Here is a 14011-nt window from a genome sequence, read left to right on the forward strand (position 1 = left end):
AGCACTGTCGCAGGCTCATGTGGATTTTTGTAGTTCTTTTTCAGGCGATTTAAGGGATAGTCTTCAGAAAACGGAAAGGCATGCCATGACACATCCCACCATTGTGATCCTCACCGGTTCCGGTATCTCGGCAGAATCGGGGATTGATACGTTTCGTGGCGCGGGCGGGCTGTGGAACAGGAATGTGGTCCAGGATCTGGCCAATCCGCAGGCTTTCGCGCGGGATCCCAAAAAAGTACATGAATTCTATAACATGCGCAGACGTGGGTTGATCGGTAAAGAACCCAACGCGGCACATCACGCCCTTGCCCGACTAGAAGCGGAATATCCCGGTGATGTTTTGGTGGTGACGCAAAATGTTGATCACCTGCATGAAACGGCTGGCACGAAAAACCTGTTTCATATGCACGGCGAGCTGCGCAAAGCCTGGTGTCAGGCCTGTGATCTGCGTATGCCCTGGCAGGAAGATTTGACGATTGAAATACCCTGCCCGTCCTGTGGTGATTTCGGACAGATGCGTCCGGACATCGTCTGGTTTGGTGAGATGCCCTATCACATGGATGCGATCCTTGCGGCACTGGACGCGGCAGAGGTTTTTACCTCCATCGGCACCAGCGGTACGGTTTACCCCGCCGCCGGCTTTGTTGAAATCGCCCGTAATCGTGGCGTGCATACGGTTGAGCTGAACCTGGAACCTTCTGACAATCACTGGGATTTCTCCGAAAGCCATCACGGACCCGCGACAGAGGTTGTGCCGCAATGGGTTGATCAGATCCTAAGAACGTGAATTACGCCATTCGCTCAGCGCGGCATTCTCGTTCGCCTCCTCAGATTGTCCCGCCCCGGATTTCAGCGCCTGAAGCGCTTTTGTGTTTTCCAGGACCCGTGGTACACGTGCCATAGTCTGCGCCACCGATCTTTGAAATTCCTGGTCTTTCTGCTGGTGCCGCGCGCCAAAATAGAAAGACACAATCGCACCCAACAACCACCAAAGCGGCTCTGGCACCAGTGCAAGCCCCTGCATCCGCGCGCCAAACCACAGGGGATCCACCATAGCACTGATGAACAGGCCCAAAGTCCCAAGCGCCAGTGCCGGACGCGGCAGACGGTTCAGCGCATCCATCAGACGATCAAACATACCACGTTGAGGCTGGGCAAACTCTGTCCCATATTGCGCAAGCGCCGCCTGCTGCAAGTCCGCCCCCCGTTTTCCCGCTGCTTCTGCGTTTTCGCGGAACACCTCGGCGGTTTCCACCACCATGTTACGCCCGCTACCAAAAACCAGTCCGAAGATACGTTCCAGAAACCCCATATTACGCCCCCCATCCTGCTGTGCGTTTGCGGTGTTCATCATCAGACAGGTGGTAGCGCGGTGAAATGAACTCCTCTGCCCGGCTGATCCAGCCACCTTTGCCACCATCCCGGCGGCGGGCGTATTTGCGGCTGGCGGGACGCTGATCCGCAAGACGATAATAATAATTGCGCCGGGCAATCCCGTAGGCATCCGCCAGATGGGACGGCGCCGCTGCTTCGGCCACTTCAGCAGCCGCGATCGTCTGCGGACCAATCACACCATCCACCACAACCCATTGCCCCATCTGACGCAAAAGCCGTTGCAGAATTTTCACCGCGTTGCTGCCCGCATTCACATACATATCAAAAACGGACGGCCTCAGGCCTTCGGGCAGGCGATCAATCTTCGGGATCTGATAATAGTGGCGCATATAAATTTCGACCGCATCCGCACGGGTCAGACGCCTGACATCGGCCTCTGTCAGCCGACCGTCCCCGGTCTTATCGATCCCAAGGCGGCGCAAAGTGGCAAGCGTCACACCGTATTTCGTCGCCCCACCCGGATCATCCGGATCATTCACATAGCCACCTTCACGGGCGACAATTTCTTCGGCCAGCTGACGTACATCACGCATCGTAAAACCCCCGGGGTAATCAAAGTTACACATCGGGGATCAGGATCAGGGGGAAGTGTTAATTCACGTAAATATCACCGTACGCAGGGTTAATCAGCTGTCGCTGTCTTCACCCGCATGTTGATAAACACCCTGTTCTTTCAGCGCGTCTACAACTTCTTTTGGCATATACTCTTCGTCATGTTTGGCAAGTATTTCAGTGGCATGGAATACACCTTCTTCCCAGGATCCCGTGCCAACCATGCCCTGGCCTTCGGTGAACAGGTCCGGCAGAACGCCAACAAAACTGACCGGCACAGTCGCGCCACCATCAGTCACTGCGAAAGTCACAGCAAGCCCCTCACCGCGGATCAGCGACCCGTCTTCCACAAGGCCGCCAATGCGGAAAACCTCACCCTGGCGGGGCGGTTCGGCCATGACTTCAGACGGGGATTTGAAATACTGGAACGCGTCCTTGGGCAGAAACGCCAGGGCCACAAGAATGCCCGCAATTGCCAGGAAAGACACCAGGATCACCTGAATGCGGCGTTTCTTTTCCAGTGATTTCATTTCTCTGCCTGCCTTTATGAAAGGTTGGTCGGTATGGGGTTACGGGAAAAGCGGGGCCAGCATCAGACCGGTCGTTTCCTCTACACCAAGCATAAGGTTCGCATTCTGAAGCGCCTGGCCAGAAGACCCTTTGGTGAGGTTATCCAGCGCTGCAACAACAATTGTGCGCCCTTCAATCCGGTCTGCAACCACGCCGATATGGCAGAAGTTGGACCCACGGATATGTTTCGTGGATGGTGCTTGTCCCAGCGGCAAAAGTTCAATGAACGGTTCATCCGCATAAGCATTTTCAAAAGCTTTATGAATGACTTGCGCATCACCCTTCACGTAACACGTCGCAAGGATGCCCCGGTTCGTCGGCAAAAGATGCGGGGTAAACTGGATCTTCACTTCACGCCCTGCTATGGCGGAAAACTCCTGATCGAACTCACCCAAATGACGATGCGTGCCACCCACCGCATAGGCGTGATACCCTTCTGCCAGTTCCGCATGCAGCAGGTTTTCTTTCAGCGCACGTCCAGCGCCGGAAACACCACATTTCAGATCCATGATGATTTCATCCAGATCAATCACATCGGCTTCGATCAGCGGACGCAGAGCGAACTGTCCGGTCGCAGCATTACAGCCTGTGCCGGCCACAAGACGGGCGTTTTTAATCTGATCGCGGTAGAATTCCGTCAGGCCGTAAACCGCTTCTTTCTGCATCTCGATGGCAGAATGCGGGTTGCCGTACCATGTCTCATAGGCCTCAGGATCGCGCAGACGGAAATCAGCGGACAGATCTACGATTTTCAGATCCGCAGGCAGTGCGCTGATGACTTCCTGGCTGGTTTTATGCGGCAAAGCACAGAAACACAGATCAACCGTCGAGAAATCAATTTCGCCAATCTTTACAAGGGTTGGCAGATCAAGATGGCGCAGATGTGGAAAGACGTCGCGCATTTCCATGCCCGCTTTTCGCTCTGCCGCCAGGGCCACAATCTCCATCTCAGGATGGGTTGCGATCAAGCGAACAAGTTCCGCACCTGTGTAACCAGATGCACCGAGAATTGCGATTTTATGGGTCATTTGCGCCACCATGTCTTATCTTCCTGTTCTGGCTAGTCCTTTTACCCGGCCTCGTCAACGCGACACTCTTGTCACCCGGCCCGCGCTGCCCCTATTGTGGACAGGTAATTTGAGTGGAGTATTCATGTCCTCGTTTTCTGATGGTGCTGGTCCGGAAATTACCGGCCTTGTAGACAGCCTTCTGGCACTGGACAGCCGCAGCCTTATCGGCGCGCTGGCGGTTCTGGCAATCGGGGCGCTGATTGCGCTGACCGGCCGGGTGCTAAGCGGGTTTTGGACAAATTACCGCGCCTGGCGGGATCGTCGGCGGCATTTTCGCGAAGTCGTTATCGATATCCTAATCCACGTGGAATTTGATCGTAAAAGCGTCGAAGACACCACAGCCCCCGTCCGGCTTGAAGCCTTGAAAGCCCTGATCCGGGACAGCGGTGATGACTTCCGCCCTTTTGTCGCCTTTGAAAGCGACGACCCAACCTGGGAAGATTACCGCAGTATCCGCCGTCGTCTGGAACCATCCCAAATCGTGGCCTGCGACCGGTTCTTCGACCATTCCCGCTTGTTCTACCGTTATTACGAAAAATTGCAGAGCGATGAATTCGTGGCCCTCTCCACCCCGCGCAAGGAGGCCGCCCTGGATGGATTGCAACACATTGGTCAGGATGTTCTGCAAAGCGGTGCCGAAATGGTCCAGGCTTTGCAAGATGGCAAACGCACCGCAGATATCTATGCGCGTGTTGAAAGCGACTTGAAGAAGATTGCACCCAAAGATGGGATAGCAGAAATCAACCAACAGACTGAAAAGCCGGAAGGTTTCCTTGAAAGCAATGATTGATCAGACGATTGGGGGAAGTGGCCCTGACATGTATCTCTCCTCTTTCTGCTTTCTATATAGCATCTCTGTTAATGGAATTCAAATTCCACCCCGTGCGGCGGGTTAACCGGCCTGAAAAGTAATTTCGCGTTTCAGGAACTGCGTCGCCTTATCAGACACACGTTTCGCATCGCCTGAAGTCAGAAACATGTTCTCTTGCCCCGTGCCCAGCATGTCAGGATGACGTTTCAGATAATCCGCAAGGCTGTCCGCAACCACATCCGCCTGGGAAAACACCTTAACATCTTCGCCCAAAGCCGCCTGAAACGTGTCTTTCAACAGCGGGTAATGTGTACAACCCAAGATTGCCGCCTGGGGTTTTGGCATACGGCGTTGCAGGGCTTCCACGTGGGACCGTACCAGCGCCTGGGCCAGCATTTCATCGCCGTCCTCAATCGCATCAACAAGGCCACCACAGGGCTGCGCTTCGACATCGACACCAATCGCGCGAAACGCCAGTTCCCGCTGAAACGCACGGCTGGCAACAGTGGCCGGTGTCGCGAACAGGGCAACATGTTTCACGTCAACCTCACGTGGCGGGGAATTGTCCCCCCACTGGCGTTCGGTCAGGGCTTCGATCAGGGGCACAAAGACGCCCAGCACGCGTTTGCCTTTTGGCAAACCTTCTTCTTGCATACGACGCAAAGCCACGGCCGAGGCCGTATTGCAAGCCAGGATCACCAGATCACAGCCCGCGTCCCACAGACGTTCCGTCGCGGCTTTGGTCAGTTGGTAAATATCATCGGCCGCGCGCACACCATAAGGCGTGTTGGCGTGATCACCGTAGTAGACAAAGGCCTGATCCGGCAGATGTCTCGCAGCGCCTTCCAGCACTGTCAGCCCGCCAAGTCCACTGTCAAAAATACCTACTGCCATGATCTTTGCCTCGTATATCCGGACATTCTCAGGCCCGGTGATTTTCTTCAAATTCAAACCCTAGCACACCCGGCACAGGTTCTGGCGACAAGTCATAGGTCGCTTTGCGCAGGAAATCCATCATGCCTTTCGGATCCTGCGCGAATCTGTCCAGTTCCGCCTGGGGAATGGGCTTACCCACAACAACACGCACCGGTTCATCCACGCGGCGCCTGAATTCCTTGATCAGCAGCGCCATCCGCAGCGTATAGTGCAGATGTGACGCAATCTGGAACAAGCGCGAATTCTGGCCATCAAAATAGATCGGCACCACCGTTGCACCCGATTTCGCGATCATCTTTGCGGTGAAACTGCGCCAGACCGGATCAAGCGGCGTTGCCATCGGGGTCTGCGCTGTCGACACCGTACCACCCGGAAAAATGCCAATCGCCCCGCCATCCGCCAGGTAATTCAGCGCAGTTTTGCGGGTGTTCAGGTTGGTTTTCACGGCTTCTTTGGTTTCATCAAAACTGATCGGCAGAATGACACGGTCCAGATCTTCGGCTTTGCGGAAAATCTTATGGGCCAGAATGCGAAAATCACCGCGCACACGGGACAGGATATTGCCCATCATCATACCATCGAGAATGCCGTATGGATGATTTGCAACCAGGATCAAAGGTCCATTGGCCGGGATATTGTCCAGACTGCCGCCGACGACATCCAAGCTCAGGCCATAGCGTTCCGGGATCACATCCCAGAAATTGCGCCCCTCTGCGACCTCCGCGTCATAACCACGGGCGCGTTTGATCAGATTGATGCGTCCGGTGGCGTTTTCAAGCACCCGGATCACAGCCCGCCCACCGCGCGTCGAAGCAGAGCGCGCGTAAGTGATGTCGCGGGCGACTTCGCGTTGTTCGCGGGTGATTTTAACGCGTTTTAAAGGATTTGATTGGCGCATTTTTGATCCTCCGGGGAAGATGAAACGGGAAACTCAGAACAGTATGTCACAGATTTTTATCAGAAATACGACAGATCACCACGATTTTCCGCCCTCTCATTCCAGAAAACCAGTATTCCAGAATTCCGGAATTCTGGTTTTCCAACATTGTGAGGTTGTTAACTGTTTGCCGGGGCACTGAATTCCTCAGCCCCCGGCACGCTCAACACCTCTCAATGCTCACGCGGCTTATTCAGCAGCAACCTGCGCGGACCCGGTCAGAAACTGCGCCAACAAAGCCTCGCGCTTTTTCGCAGCCCTGGCCTCATTTTCAGCCTTCACCGGACCAAACCCGCGAATTTCCAGCGGCAGGCGGGCCAGTTCCGTGGCAACACCCAGATTGCCGTCAGTCAGCGCCGACAGGATCATCCCCATATCCGCCTCATATTGCGCAATCAGAGCCCGCTCCATACGACGCTCGGACGTACGTCCAAATGGGTCAAATGCAGTACCCCGCAGGCGTTTCATCCTGGCCAGCACACGGAAGACAGGCAGCATCCACGCCCCGAATTCGCGTTTCTTCGGGCGATCCCCATGGCCCTGCCCCATAAATGGTGGTGCGAGGTGGAAACGAGGTTTGAAATCACCATCAAAGCTGTCTTTCGCCTTGGCAACAGTCGCCAAATGCAGGCGCGCCACCTCATATTCGTCCTTATAGGTCAAAAGCTTATGATAGCCCAGCGCGATAGCCTCGCGCAGATCCCCTTCTGATGCACGCATCACAAGGTCAAAGTATGTCTTTGCCAGATGCACGTCCTGATACGCCTCAATCTGTTCCATCCGGTAGGCAATGCGATCATCCAGGGTTTTCGGCAGCTCCACCACTTTCGGGGCTGCCAGGGCCTTCACCGCATCCAGATCGTGCGCCGCCCAGCGCCCAAGATCAAAGGCACGCAAATTGCCGTCGACAGCCTGACCATTCAGGCGGATCGCGTCGTGAATGGCCCCCTCGGACAAAGGCACCAGACCGCCCTGCCAGGCCGCGCCCAGCATCATCATATTTGAGAAAATCGAATTCCCCATAGCAGCTTCGGCAATCTCAGAGGCATTCAGCACCATCAATCGATCCCGCAGACGTGCCTGCAACTGCACATGCAGCTGATCCATCGGCAGCTGAAACCCGGTATCACGGGTGAAATCGCCTGTGATGATCTCCTGGCTGTTCACAACGGCCCCTGTGCGTCCCTCTGTCATCAGGCCAATGGTCTTGGACCCGGCTGTGGTCACAAGGTCCCCGCCAATCACAGCATCCGCTTCCCCCGTCGCCACGCGAATGGCGCTGATATCTTCCGGTGTCTCGGCAATACGGCAATGGATATGCACAGCACCGCCTTTTTGCGCAAGGCCGGCCATCTCCATCATGCCAGCACCTTTACCGTCTATATGGGCGGCTTGGGCCATGATCGCACCGATGGTCACAACACCTGTGCCACCAACCCCCGTGATAATCACATTATGGGTGCCATTGATCTTGGGCAGCTTGGGCGCAGGCAGATCAGGGATGGTAAAGGCAGCGGCGGCACGTTTCTTAGGGGTTGCGCCCTCTAGCGTCACAAAGCTGGGACAGAAGCCATTCACACAAGAGAAATCCTTATTACACGAGCTTTGATCAATCGCGCGCTTGCGTCCCAGTTCGGTCTCAATAGGTACGATGGACACACAGTTAGATTGCACCCCACAATCCCCACAGCCTTCACAGACATCAGGGTTAATGAACACGCGCTTATCAGGATCGGGGAACAGCCCACGTTTGCGACGACGACGTTTTTCAGCGGCGCAGGTCTGGATATACAGGATCGCGGACACACCGTCGATCGTAGCCATACGTTTCTGCACATCCATCAGATCCGCACGCTCATAGAATTCAAGCCCGGCAGGGAACGCGGTTTTTACAACGTCTTCCTTATCGTCATAGACAACAACCAGCTTCTTCACCCCAATGGCCAGCACTTCACGGGCAATCTTAGGCGCATCAATATCGCCTTCATGGTCTTGCCCACCTGTCATGGCGACGGCATCATTATACAGGATCTTATAGGTCATCCTGGTATTCGCCGCGACAGCCGCCCGGATCGCCAGAATGCCCGAGTGGTTGTAGGTCCCATCCCCAAGGTTCTGGAACACATGATCGCGGTTGGAAAACGGCGCTTCGCCAATCCAGTTGGCCCCTTCCCCCCCCATTTGGGTAAAGCCTGTGGTCTCGCGGTCCATCCATTGCACCATATAGTGACAACCAATCCCCGCATAAGCGCGCGATCCATCAGGAACCTTAGTGGAACTGTTATGGGGACAGCCGGAACAGAAGTAAGGCAGACGGGCGGCGATATCGGGCGCGTTATCTGCGCGTTGGGCGGCATCAAGCTTTGCCAGCGCGTCTTTCACCCCATCGGTGCCGCGCCCTTCCTCACATAGGATATCCCCCAAAGCACGGGCAATCATGATCGGGTCAATCGCCATACGGGTTGGGAACAGCTCTTCGCCGTTCTTATACCACCCATAGACTCGTCGCCCTTGCCGATCATCAAAGATCGCTTCTTTGATCTGAACTTCAATCAGCTTGCGTTTCTCTTCCACCGCAACAATGACATCCAGCCCTTCAGCCCAGTCATGGAAGCCCTGCATATCCATCGGCCAGACCTGCCCGACCTTATAGGTGGTAATCCCCAGACGTTCGCATTCCTCTGCGTCCAGCCCCAGAAGTTGCAGCGCATGTGTCAGATCAAGCCAGTTCTTACCGGCCGCCACAAAGCCAATCTTTGCGCCTTTCCTCCCCCAGACGCGGTGGTTGATCTTATTGACCCGCGCGAATTCCTCAGCGGCAAAGCGTTTGTAATCAATCATCCGCGCTTCCTGCGCATGGGGCGTGTCTTGCAAACGGATGTTCAAGCCACCTTCCGGCATCTCAAAGTCAGGCGTGATGATCTTCATACGGTGCGGATCACCGTCAACCACCGCTGTGGCCTCTACCGTGTCTTTCATCACCTTCAGACCACACCACACCCCGGCGAAACGCGACAGTGCCCAGCCGTAGTGACCGTAATCAAGGATCTCCTGCACGCCAGCGGGGGACAGCACAGGCATATAGGCATCCAGCATGGCCCAGTCACTTTGGTGCAACGTGGTCGAGCTTTCCCCGGTATGGTCATCCCCCATGGCCATCAGCACACCGCCCATGGCACTGGTGCCCGCCATATTGGCATGACGCATCACATCACCCGAACGATCCACACCCGGGCCTTTGCCGTACCAAAGCCCATAAACACCGTCGTATTTGCCTTCCCCGCGCAATTCCGCCTGCTGACTGCCCCACAAGGCAGTGGCGGCAAGGTCTTCGTTCAATCCAGGTTCAAACCGCACATCGGATCCGGTCAACAGTTTCTCAGCCTTAGACATCTGCAAATCCACAGCCCCAAGAGGTGATCCACGATACCCCGTCACATAGCCAGCGGTATTCAGCCCTGCTACACGGTCACGTTCTTTCTGGGCCAGCATCAGGCGCACCAGGGCCTGCGTGCCGTTCAGCAACACAGGGGTTTTCTCCAGATCAAATCTGTCGTTCAGGCTGATTTTCGGCTGGCTCATCGCGTGCTTCTCCCTATGCTGCCCACTCCCCATGGGCATATGTCCAATGTAACACAAATATTAGGTCACATTTTCTGACCTACCAAGAAGAAAAACCACACAACTCAGATTGTTTCGTCTAGGGTAACAACTGAAAAGAAAAAGCGCGTATCAGGGTAGAGTAGCAAAAAATGGATTGGGATAAGTTAAGAATATTTCACGCAGTTGCAGACGCAGGCAGCCTGACACATGCAGGCGATACGTTGCATTTGTCACAATCTGCAGTGTCGCGGCAGATCCGGGCCCTGGAAGAGAGCCTGGATGCCACATTATTCCACCGTCACGCACGCGGACTGATTCTCACGGAACAGGGTGAATTGCTGTTTGACGCCACCAAAGCCATGTCCAAACGCCTTGATGCGGCCTCTGCACGCATTCGTGACAGCGATGAAGAAATGTATGGCGAGCTGCGCGTCACCACCACGCTTGGCTTTGGCCTGATGTGGCTTGCCCCCCGCCTGCACCATTTCTATGAGAAATACCCCAACATCAAAATTGACCTGATGCTTGAGGAACGCGTGCTGGACCTGCCCATGCGCGAGGCAGACGTTGCCATTCGTATGAAAGAGCCGTCCCAGGCGGATCTGATCCGCAAACGCCTGATGAGCGTCACCATGCAGCTTTATGCAAGCCAGGGCTATCTGGAACAGAACGGCACGCCCGCGGAACTGGCGGATCTGAAACACCACCGCCTGCTGTGTCAGCGCACAACATCCAAACAGGTCAACGCCGCCGCCAGCTTTGTGCAGCGCCTGCTGGCCTATAATGTGCCCTCTATGCTGACGGTGAACAATTACTTCGGCGTGCTTCAGGGCGTAAAACATGACCTGGGCATCGGTGTTCTGCCAGATTACGTGACACAGGACGTGCCAGACCTTGTGCCAGTGCTGCCAGATGAGAAAAGCGTCGAAGTGCCGGTCTACCTCGCCTACCCCGAAGAATTGCGCGCTTCCAAGCGTATCTCTGCTTTCCGGGACTTTGTGCAGGAAGAGATCATCATTCACCGCAAAGGCATTCTGGTCGAACAGGCGATGTAATACGCAGTTCTCCCCCCTGATCAGGTAAACTTATTGTTAAGTTCGGACTTAGCCCGTTGCTTCTGAACCATTGTGGTCCACATATCATCCTGACCCAATGAATCAGGATCCCTGCAATGCAGCCGAAAATTGTAATATACACCAAAGGTTACTGCCCTTACTGCAAAGCAACCAAGACGTTGCTGAACGCGAAAGGTGTCGCCTTTCTGAATCATGACATCACAAATGATCCCGATTTGCGCCGTGAAATGATCGCACGCAGCAATGGTCGAACCACCGTGCCTCAGATCTTTATTGATGATTTTCATGTGGGCGGGAACAGTGAACTGACCGCATTGGATCGGGCTGGAAAACTGAATCCTTTGCTAAACCCCGCATAGAAACGTCAATTGCTCTCGGACCACCGCGTATTGAGAACATTCCACGATCATCAAAAACCGCTGGCCTGGACTATAACTTTATCTGACATGCACCCCGGGCCTCAAATAATTCAGAAAGAGACATCATGAGCTGGACAAAATTCCTGAACGAGACCGTCGGTCGTATTGGCACGCTTCAAAAAGAAACCCCTGACATGTTCGCAGGCTTTACCGCGATGGGGACCGCTGCCAAAAAACCTGGTGTTCTTGACGAGAAAACCAAAGAACTGATCGCATTGGGCATCGCTGTTTCAACCCGCTGTGACAGCTGCATTGGCTTTCACGTCAAATCATTGGTACGCCTTAAAACCACCCGCGAAGAAATCTGTGAAGCCCTCGCAATGATCGCTTACATGGGCGGTGGCCCGTCTGTGGCCTATGGTGCCAAAGCACTGGAAGCTTATGACGAGTTTACTAAAAAATAAGCTGTAGAAACTTCATTTGACCGAACCTGTCAGATGAATGGAAACATGTCTGAATCTGACTTGTGACGATAGTTCGCTATATCCACAGGTCAGGCTTATTCACCGGGTGGCACCTTAAGGCGTGCCGCCCGGAAACCATACAAACAGCTGTCATCGCCAATACCTGGCCAAATTTCAGGCAACTTGAGGCAGGGCGGTGAATGTGCCGCAAACTGCTTCAGGCCCCTTCTTATTAAGCCACCCCACGCAAGCCATGCAAAAACTGCATATCCGGTATGTCACGTTTTTGCATTTTTTTCCTTGATTGCATGCAGCTGCACACCTAAATCAGTTCTCGAAGGCGATGGTTGATACTTATCCCATAACCTTCACCTCCCTGTTGGACTTCGCCGGGCCTTGTGCCCGGCATTTTTTTTGCCTGCACGAAACTTCACTCAATGCGCTGACATATCCGGAAATGTATATACGCCAAATGAACTGTGTGGCACCGGGACTTCACGCAATACGGCATCGCAGGCAAGGTCCAGCCGTCGCGCCAGATCACGCAGAAAAGCTGCCTTCCAACGTCGGGTTTCTCTGCCCGGTTCCGGGGCATAGCTTTCAATAAACTCCAATGCGGCAGACACATCCTGTTTTAGCAAAAGTTGCTCTGCGTAAATTTTTGCCTGCGCCAGGGGCATTTCCGCGCCCTCTTCCTGCTCTCCTGCAATCTGTTGCGCAGTTGCCGTCCACAGGTCCCAATCAAACCCGGCACTGATCCCCTCGGGTCGCAAAACAGGCACTTCCCCATTCCCTTTCAGATAGTCCACACTGATGGCACGCGCCTGCACCCAGTCAAACAGATCAAAAAAACCTCCCTCACCTTGCAGAAAATGACCCAGAACAGGGGGCACCTGCATAGAAGACAGGATCTCTTCAAGCTGTGTGGTCCATTCATGTGCGTCCGGTTCGGCAGTCATTCCGAGGACTTCAATGTACTTTTGGTCATCAGGATAAAAATGCAGATATTCTTCGCGTGTCAGACCTGAACGAAGAATATCCCAGGCATGCAACCAAACCGCATCGCTGTTGGCACGCATATTGATCTGCCCACTCTCAAATCCGGCCTGCATCTCGCGGAAAAAATGCACGTTCAGTTGATGAGGGCTACCGGAATTTGTTAACAGCGTCACAAGCCCTGAATAATGCATGGCGTTTTGTACGGTAATCGAGCTTCTGACGGCGTGATTTACGTTATATCTCTCATCCTCATAGGCCTCCCGAAACTCCTGAAAGGATCCATCCGGATTGTAAACGACAGCCTTATCGAAGATGTCATACCCACTGGTCACACGCAGACTGATCAGAGGCCACAATACACCATCATCCAGAATACCTTCGCTGATAGGGCCCCACAGGGCATCTTTTGAATGCCGGGAAATCAGCGCCTCTATCGGTGCTGTATCTTCAACTGTCGCCAGTACCGCGACCGCCAGGCGATAAAATCCCGCCGCTTCTGCGTCTTCGGCGAACTGCAACCGGAATGTTTCATCCTGATCCAACAGCACACTGGCAAACTGACGCCCCATAAGCCGGTCAAACCATACACTTCGCTGCGTATCGCTCTGCGCGATCAACCCGCGCATCAGATCGAAAAAACGCTGGTTACCCTCTGTCAGGATGACGGCGCGCCCCAGGTCCAGCGGGGCTTCTGTCATCGCCTGCTCTGCATCCACATCATTCAAAAGCAAAGTTGCGTTCAGCCCTATCGCGGTGGTCGCCATGCTATATTGAATATTTTTCACCCGGGAATCCCGGTGGTCCGGTCGGCTGGTCAGTTCTTCCAGAAAATCGCGCGCACCAGCACCCGCGTTTTCCCAGGGCATGTTCTCATAACGGATCTTCAGATAGGCAGCGTCAGCAACCTGGCGACGGTAAAATCGCGGCCCCTGAGGTTCAGCCAGTGTCATATCTACCGTTTCCAGAAGCATCATACGATCGCATTGCAAAGGTGGTGCAGCACGGGTCTCTGCGATTCCACTTGCGGGATACAAAACACAAAGCGCCCCGCTCAAAACAATTACAGCCTGTGAAATGAAACGCGGCAAAATACACGTCATAATTGATTCCCCTAAAGATATTCACCTTAATCTAGGGCGGGCCTCTCCTTCCTGTCCACAGCAACACGGTCGCAGGCATCAGGCAGATCACACAATGTCCGTCGATAACACTCTTCCATTCCGCCCCCCTTTCGCCTAA

The 14011-nt window shown here is 54.4% G+C and carries 13 protein-coding genes; 5 read left to right on the forward strand and 8 right to left on the reverse strand.

Annotation, left to right across the window (positions count from 1 at the left end; all coding sequences use genetic code 11):
* Nucleotides 1-85 precede the first annotated feature (85 nt).
* Nucleotides 86-787, forward strand: coding sequence for an NAD-dependent deacylase (locus H1D41_RS01835; RefSeq protein WP_228847298.1), 702 nt, complete (start codon nt 86-88; stop codon nt 785-787).
* On the opposite strand, the gene H1D41_RS01840 is transcribed toward H1D41_RS01835, so the two are convergent.
* The 4 genes from H1D41_RS01840 to argC form a co-directional block, all read right to left on the reverse strand.
* Nucleotides 776-1312 carry a holin family protein gene (locus H1D41_RS01840; RefSeq protein WP_228847299.1) on the reverse strand — a complete coding sequence of 179 codons (537 nt, stop codon included), beginning with the start codon at nt 1310-1312 and terminating at the stop codon, nt 776-778. The genes H1D41_RS01835 and H1D41_RS01840 overlap by 12 nt on opposite strands.
* A gap of 1 nt (nt 1313) precedes the next feature.
* Entirely contained in the window at nt 1314-1928 is a 615-nt protein-coding gene (locus tag H1D41_RS01845) for a holin-associated N-acetylmuramidase (protein WP_228847300.1), read from the reverse strand.
* 93 nt (nt 1929-2021) lie between these two features.
* Nucleotides 2022-2477: a cytochrome c maturation protein CcmE gene (ccmE, locus tag H1D41_RS01850; protein ID WP_228847301.1), complete on the reverse strand. Its 456-nt coding sequence runs from the start codon at nt 2475-2477 to the stop codon at nt 2022-2024.
* 39 nt (nt 2478-2516) lie between these two features.
* Nucleotides 2517-3545: an N-acetyl-gamma-glutamyl-phosphate reductase gene (gene argC, locus H1D41_RS01855; protein ID WP_228847382.1), complete on the reverse strand. Its 1029-nt coding sequence runs from the start codon at nt 3543-3545 to the stop codon at nt 2517-2519.
* Between the two features lie 124 nt (nt 3546-3669).
* Between argC and H1D41_RS01860 the strand changes: the two genes are divergently transcribed.
* Entirely contained in the window at nt 3670-4377 is a 708-nt protein-coding gene (locus H1D41_RS01860) for a hypothetical protein (protein ID WP_228847302.1), read from the forward strand.
* A 102-nt stretch (nt 4378-4479) separates the two neighbouring features.
* On the opposite strand, the gene murI is transcribed toward H1D41_RS01860, so the two are convergent.
* The 3 genes from murI to H1D41_RS01875 all read right to left on the reverse strand — a co-directional run bounded on the left by murI (nt 4480) and on the right by H1D41_RS01875 (nt 9853).
* Nucleotides 4480-5292, reverse strand: coding sequence for a glutamate racemase (gene murI, locus H1D41_RS01865; protein WP_228847303.1), 813 nt, complete (start codon nt 5290-5292; stop codon nt 4480-4482).
* Between the two features lie 28 nt (nt 5293-5320).
* Nucleotides 5321-6232 (reverse strand): lysophospholipid acyltransferase family protein, encoded by a 912-nt coding sequence (locus tag H1D41_RS01870; protein WP_228847304.1) that lies wholly within the window; start codon nt 6230-6232, stop codon nt 5321-5323.
* A gap of 228 nt (nt 6233-6460) precedes the next feature.
* Nucleotides 6461-9853: an indolepyruvate ferredoxin oxidoreductase family protein gene (locus tag H1D41_RS01875; RefSeq protein ID WP_228847305.1), complete on the reverse strand. Its 3393-nt coding sequence runs from the start codon at nt 9851-9853 to the stop codon at nt 6461-6463.
* Between the two features lie 170 nt (nt 9854-10023).
* Between H1D41_RS01875 and H1D41_RS01880 the strand changes: the two genes are divergently transcribed.
* From H1D41_RS01880 to H1D41_RS01890, 3 genes are all read left to right on the forward strand, one after another.
* Nucleotides 10024-10929, forward strand: coding sequence for a LysR family transcriptional regulator (locus H1D41_RS01880; protein ID WP_228847306.1), 906 nt, complete (start codon nt 10024-10026; stop codon nt 10927-10929).
* 116 nt (nt 10930-11045) lie between these two features.
* Entirely contained in the window at nt 11046-11309 is a 264-nt protein-coding gene (grxC, locus tag H1D41_RS01885) for a glutaredoxin 3 (protein WP_228847307.1), read from the forward strand.
* A 125-nt stretch (nt 11310-11434) separates the two neighbouring features.
* Nucleotides 11435-11773, forward strand: coding sequence for a carboxymuconolactone decarboxylase family protein (locus H1D41_RS01890; protein ID WP_107496150.1), 339 nt, complete (start codon nt 11435-11437; stop codon nt 11771-11773).
* A gap of 434 nt (nt 11774-12207) precedes the next feature.
* On the opposite strand, the gene H1D41_RS01895 is transcribed toward H1D41_RS01890, so the two are convergent.
* On the reverse strand, nt 12208-13872 hold the full coding sequence (locus H1D41_RS01895; protein WP_228847308.1) for a hypothetical protein: 1665 nt from the start codon (nt 13870-13872) through the stop codon (nt 12208-12210).
* Nucleotides 13873-14011 lie beyond the last annotated feature (139 nt).

Source organism: Halocynthiibacter styelae (genome assembly GCF_016123485.1).
GTDB classification, from domain to species: Bacteria; Pseudomonadota; Alphaproteobacteria; order Rhodobacterales; family Rhodobacteraceae; genus Halocynthiibacter; species Halocynthiibacter styelae.

Bases quoted from the DNA above. Each gene is read 5' to 3' on its own strand.
- H1D41_RS01870 (WP_228847304.1), bottom strand. From the start codon at position 6,232: ATGCGCCAATCAAATCCTTTAAAACGCGTTAAAATCACCCGCGAACAA.
- H1D41_RS01890 (WP_107496150.1), top strand. From the start codon at position 11,435: ATGAGCTGGACAAAATTCCTGAACGAGACCGTCGGTCGTATTGGCACG.
- murI (WP_228847303.1), bottom strand. From the start codon at position 5,292: ATGGCAGTAGGTATTTTTGACAGTGGACTTGGCGGGCTGACAGTGCTG.
- ccmE (WP_228847301.1), bottom strand. From the start codon at position 2,477: ATGAAATCACTGGAAAAGAAACGCCGCATTCAGGTGATCCTGGTGTCT.
- H1D41_RS01845 (WP_228847300.1), bottom strand. From the start codon at position 1,928: ATGCGTGATGTACGTCAGCTGGCCGAAGAAATTGTCGCCCGTGAAGGT.
- H1D41_RS01895 (WP_228847308.1), bottom strand. From the start codon at position 13,872: ATGACGTGTATTTTGCCGCGTTTCATTTCACAGGCTGTAATTGTTTTG.
- H1D41_RS01835 (WP_228847298.1), top strand. From the start codon at position 86: ATGACACATCCCACCATTGTGATCCTCACCGGTTCCGGTATCTCGGCA.
- H1D41_RS01880 (WP_228847306.1), top strand. From the start codon at position 10,024: ATGGATTGGGATAAGTTAAGAATATTTCACGCAGTTGCAGACGCAGGC.
- H1D41_RS01875 (WP_228847305.1), bottom strand. From the start codon at position 9,853: ATGAGCCAGCCGAAAATCAGCCTGAACGACAGATTTGATCTGGAGAAA.
- argC (WP_228847382.1), bottom strand. From the start codon at position 3,545: ATGACCCATAAAATCGCAATTCTCGGTGCATCTGGTTACACAGGTGCG.
- H1D41_RS01840 (WP_228847299.1), bottom strand. From the start codon at position 1,312: ATGGGGTTTCTGGAACGTATCTTCGGACTGGTTTTTGGTAGCGGGCGT.
- H1D41_RS01860 (WP_228847302.1), top strand. From the start codon at position 3,670: ATGTCCTCGTTTTCTGATGGTGCTGGTCCGGAAATTACCGGCCTTGTA.
- grxC (WP_228847307.1), top strand. From the start codon at position 11,046: ATGCAGCCGAAAATTGTAATATACACCAAAGGTTACTGCCCTTACTGC.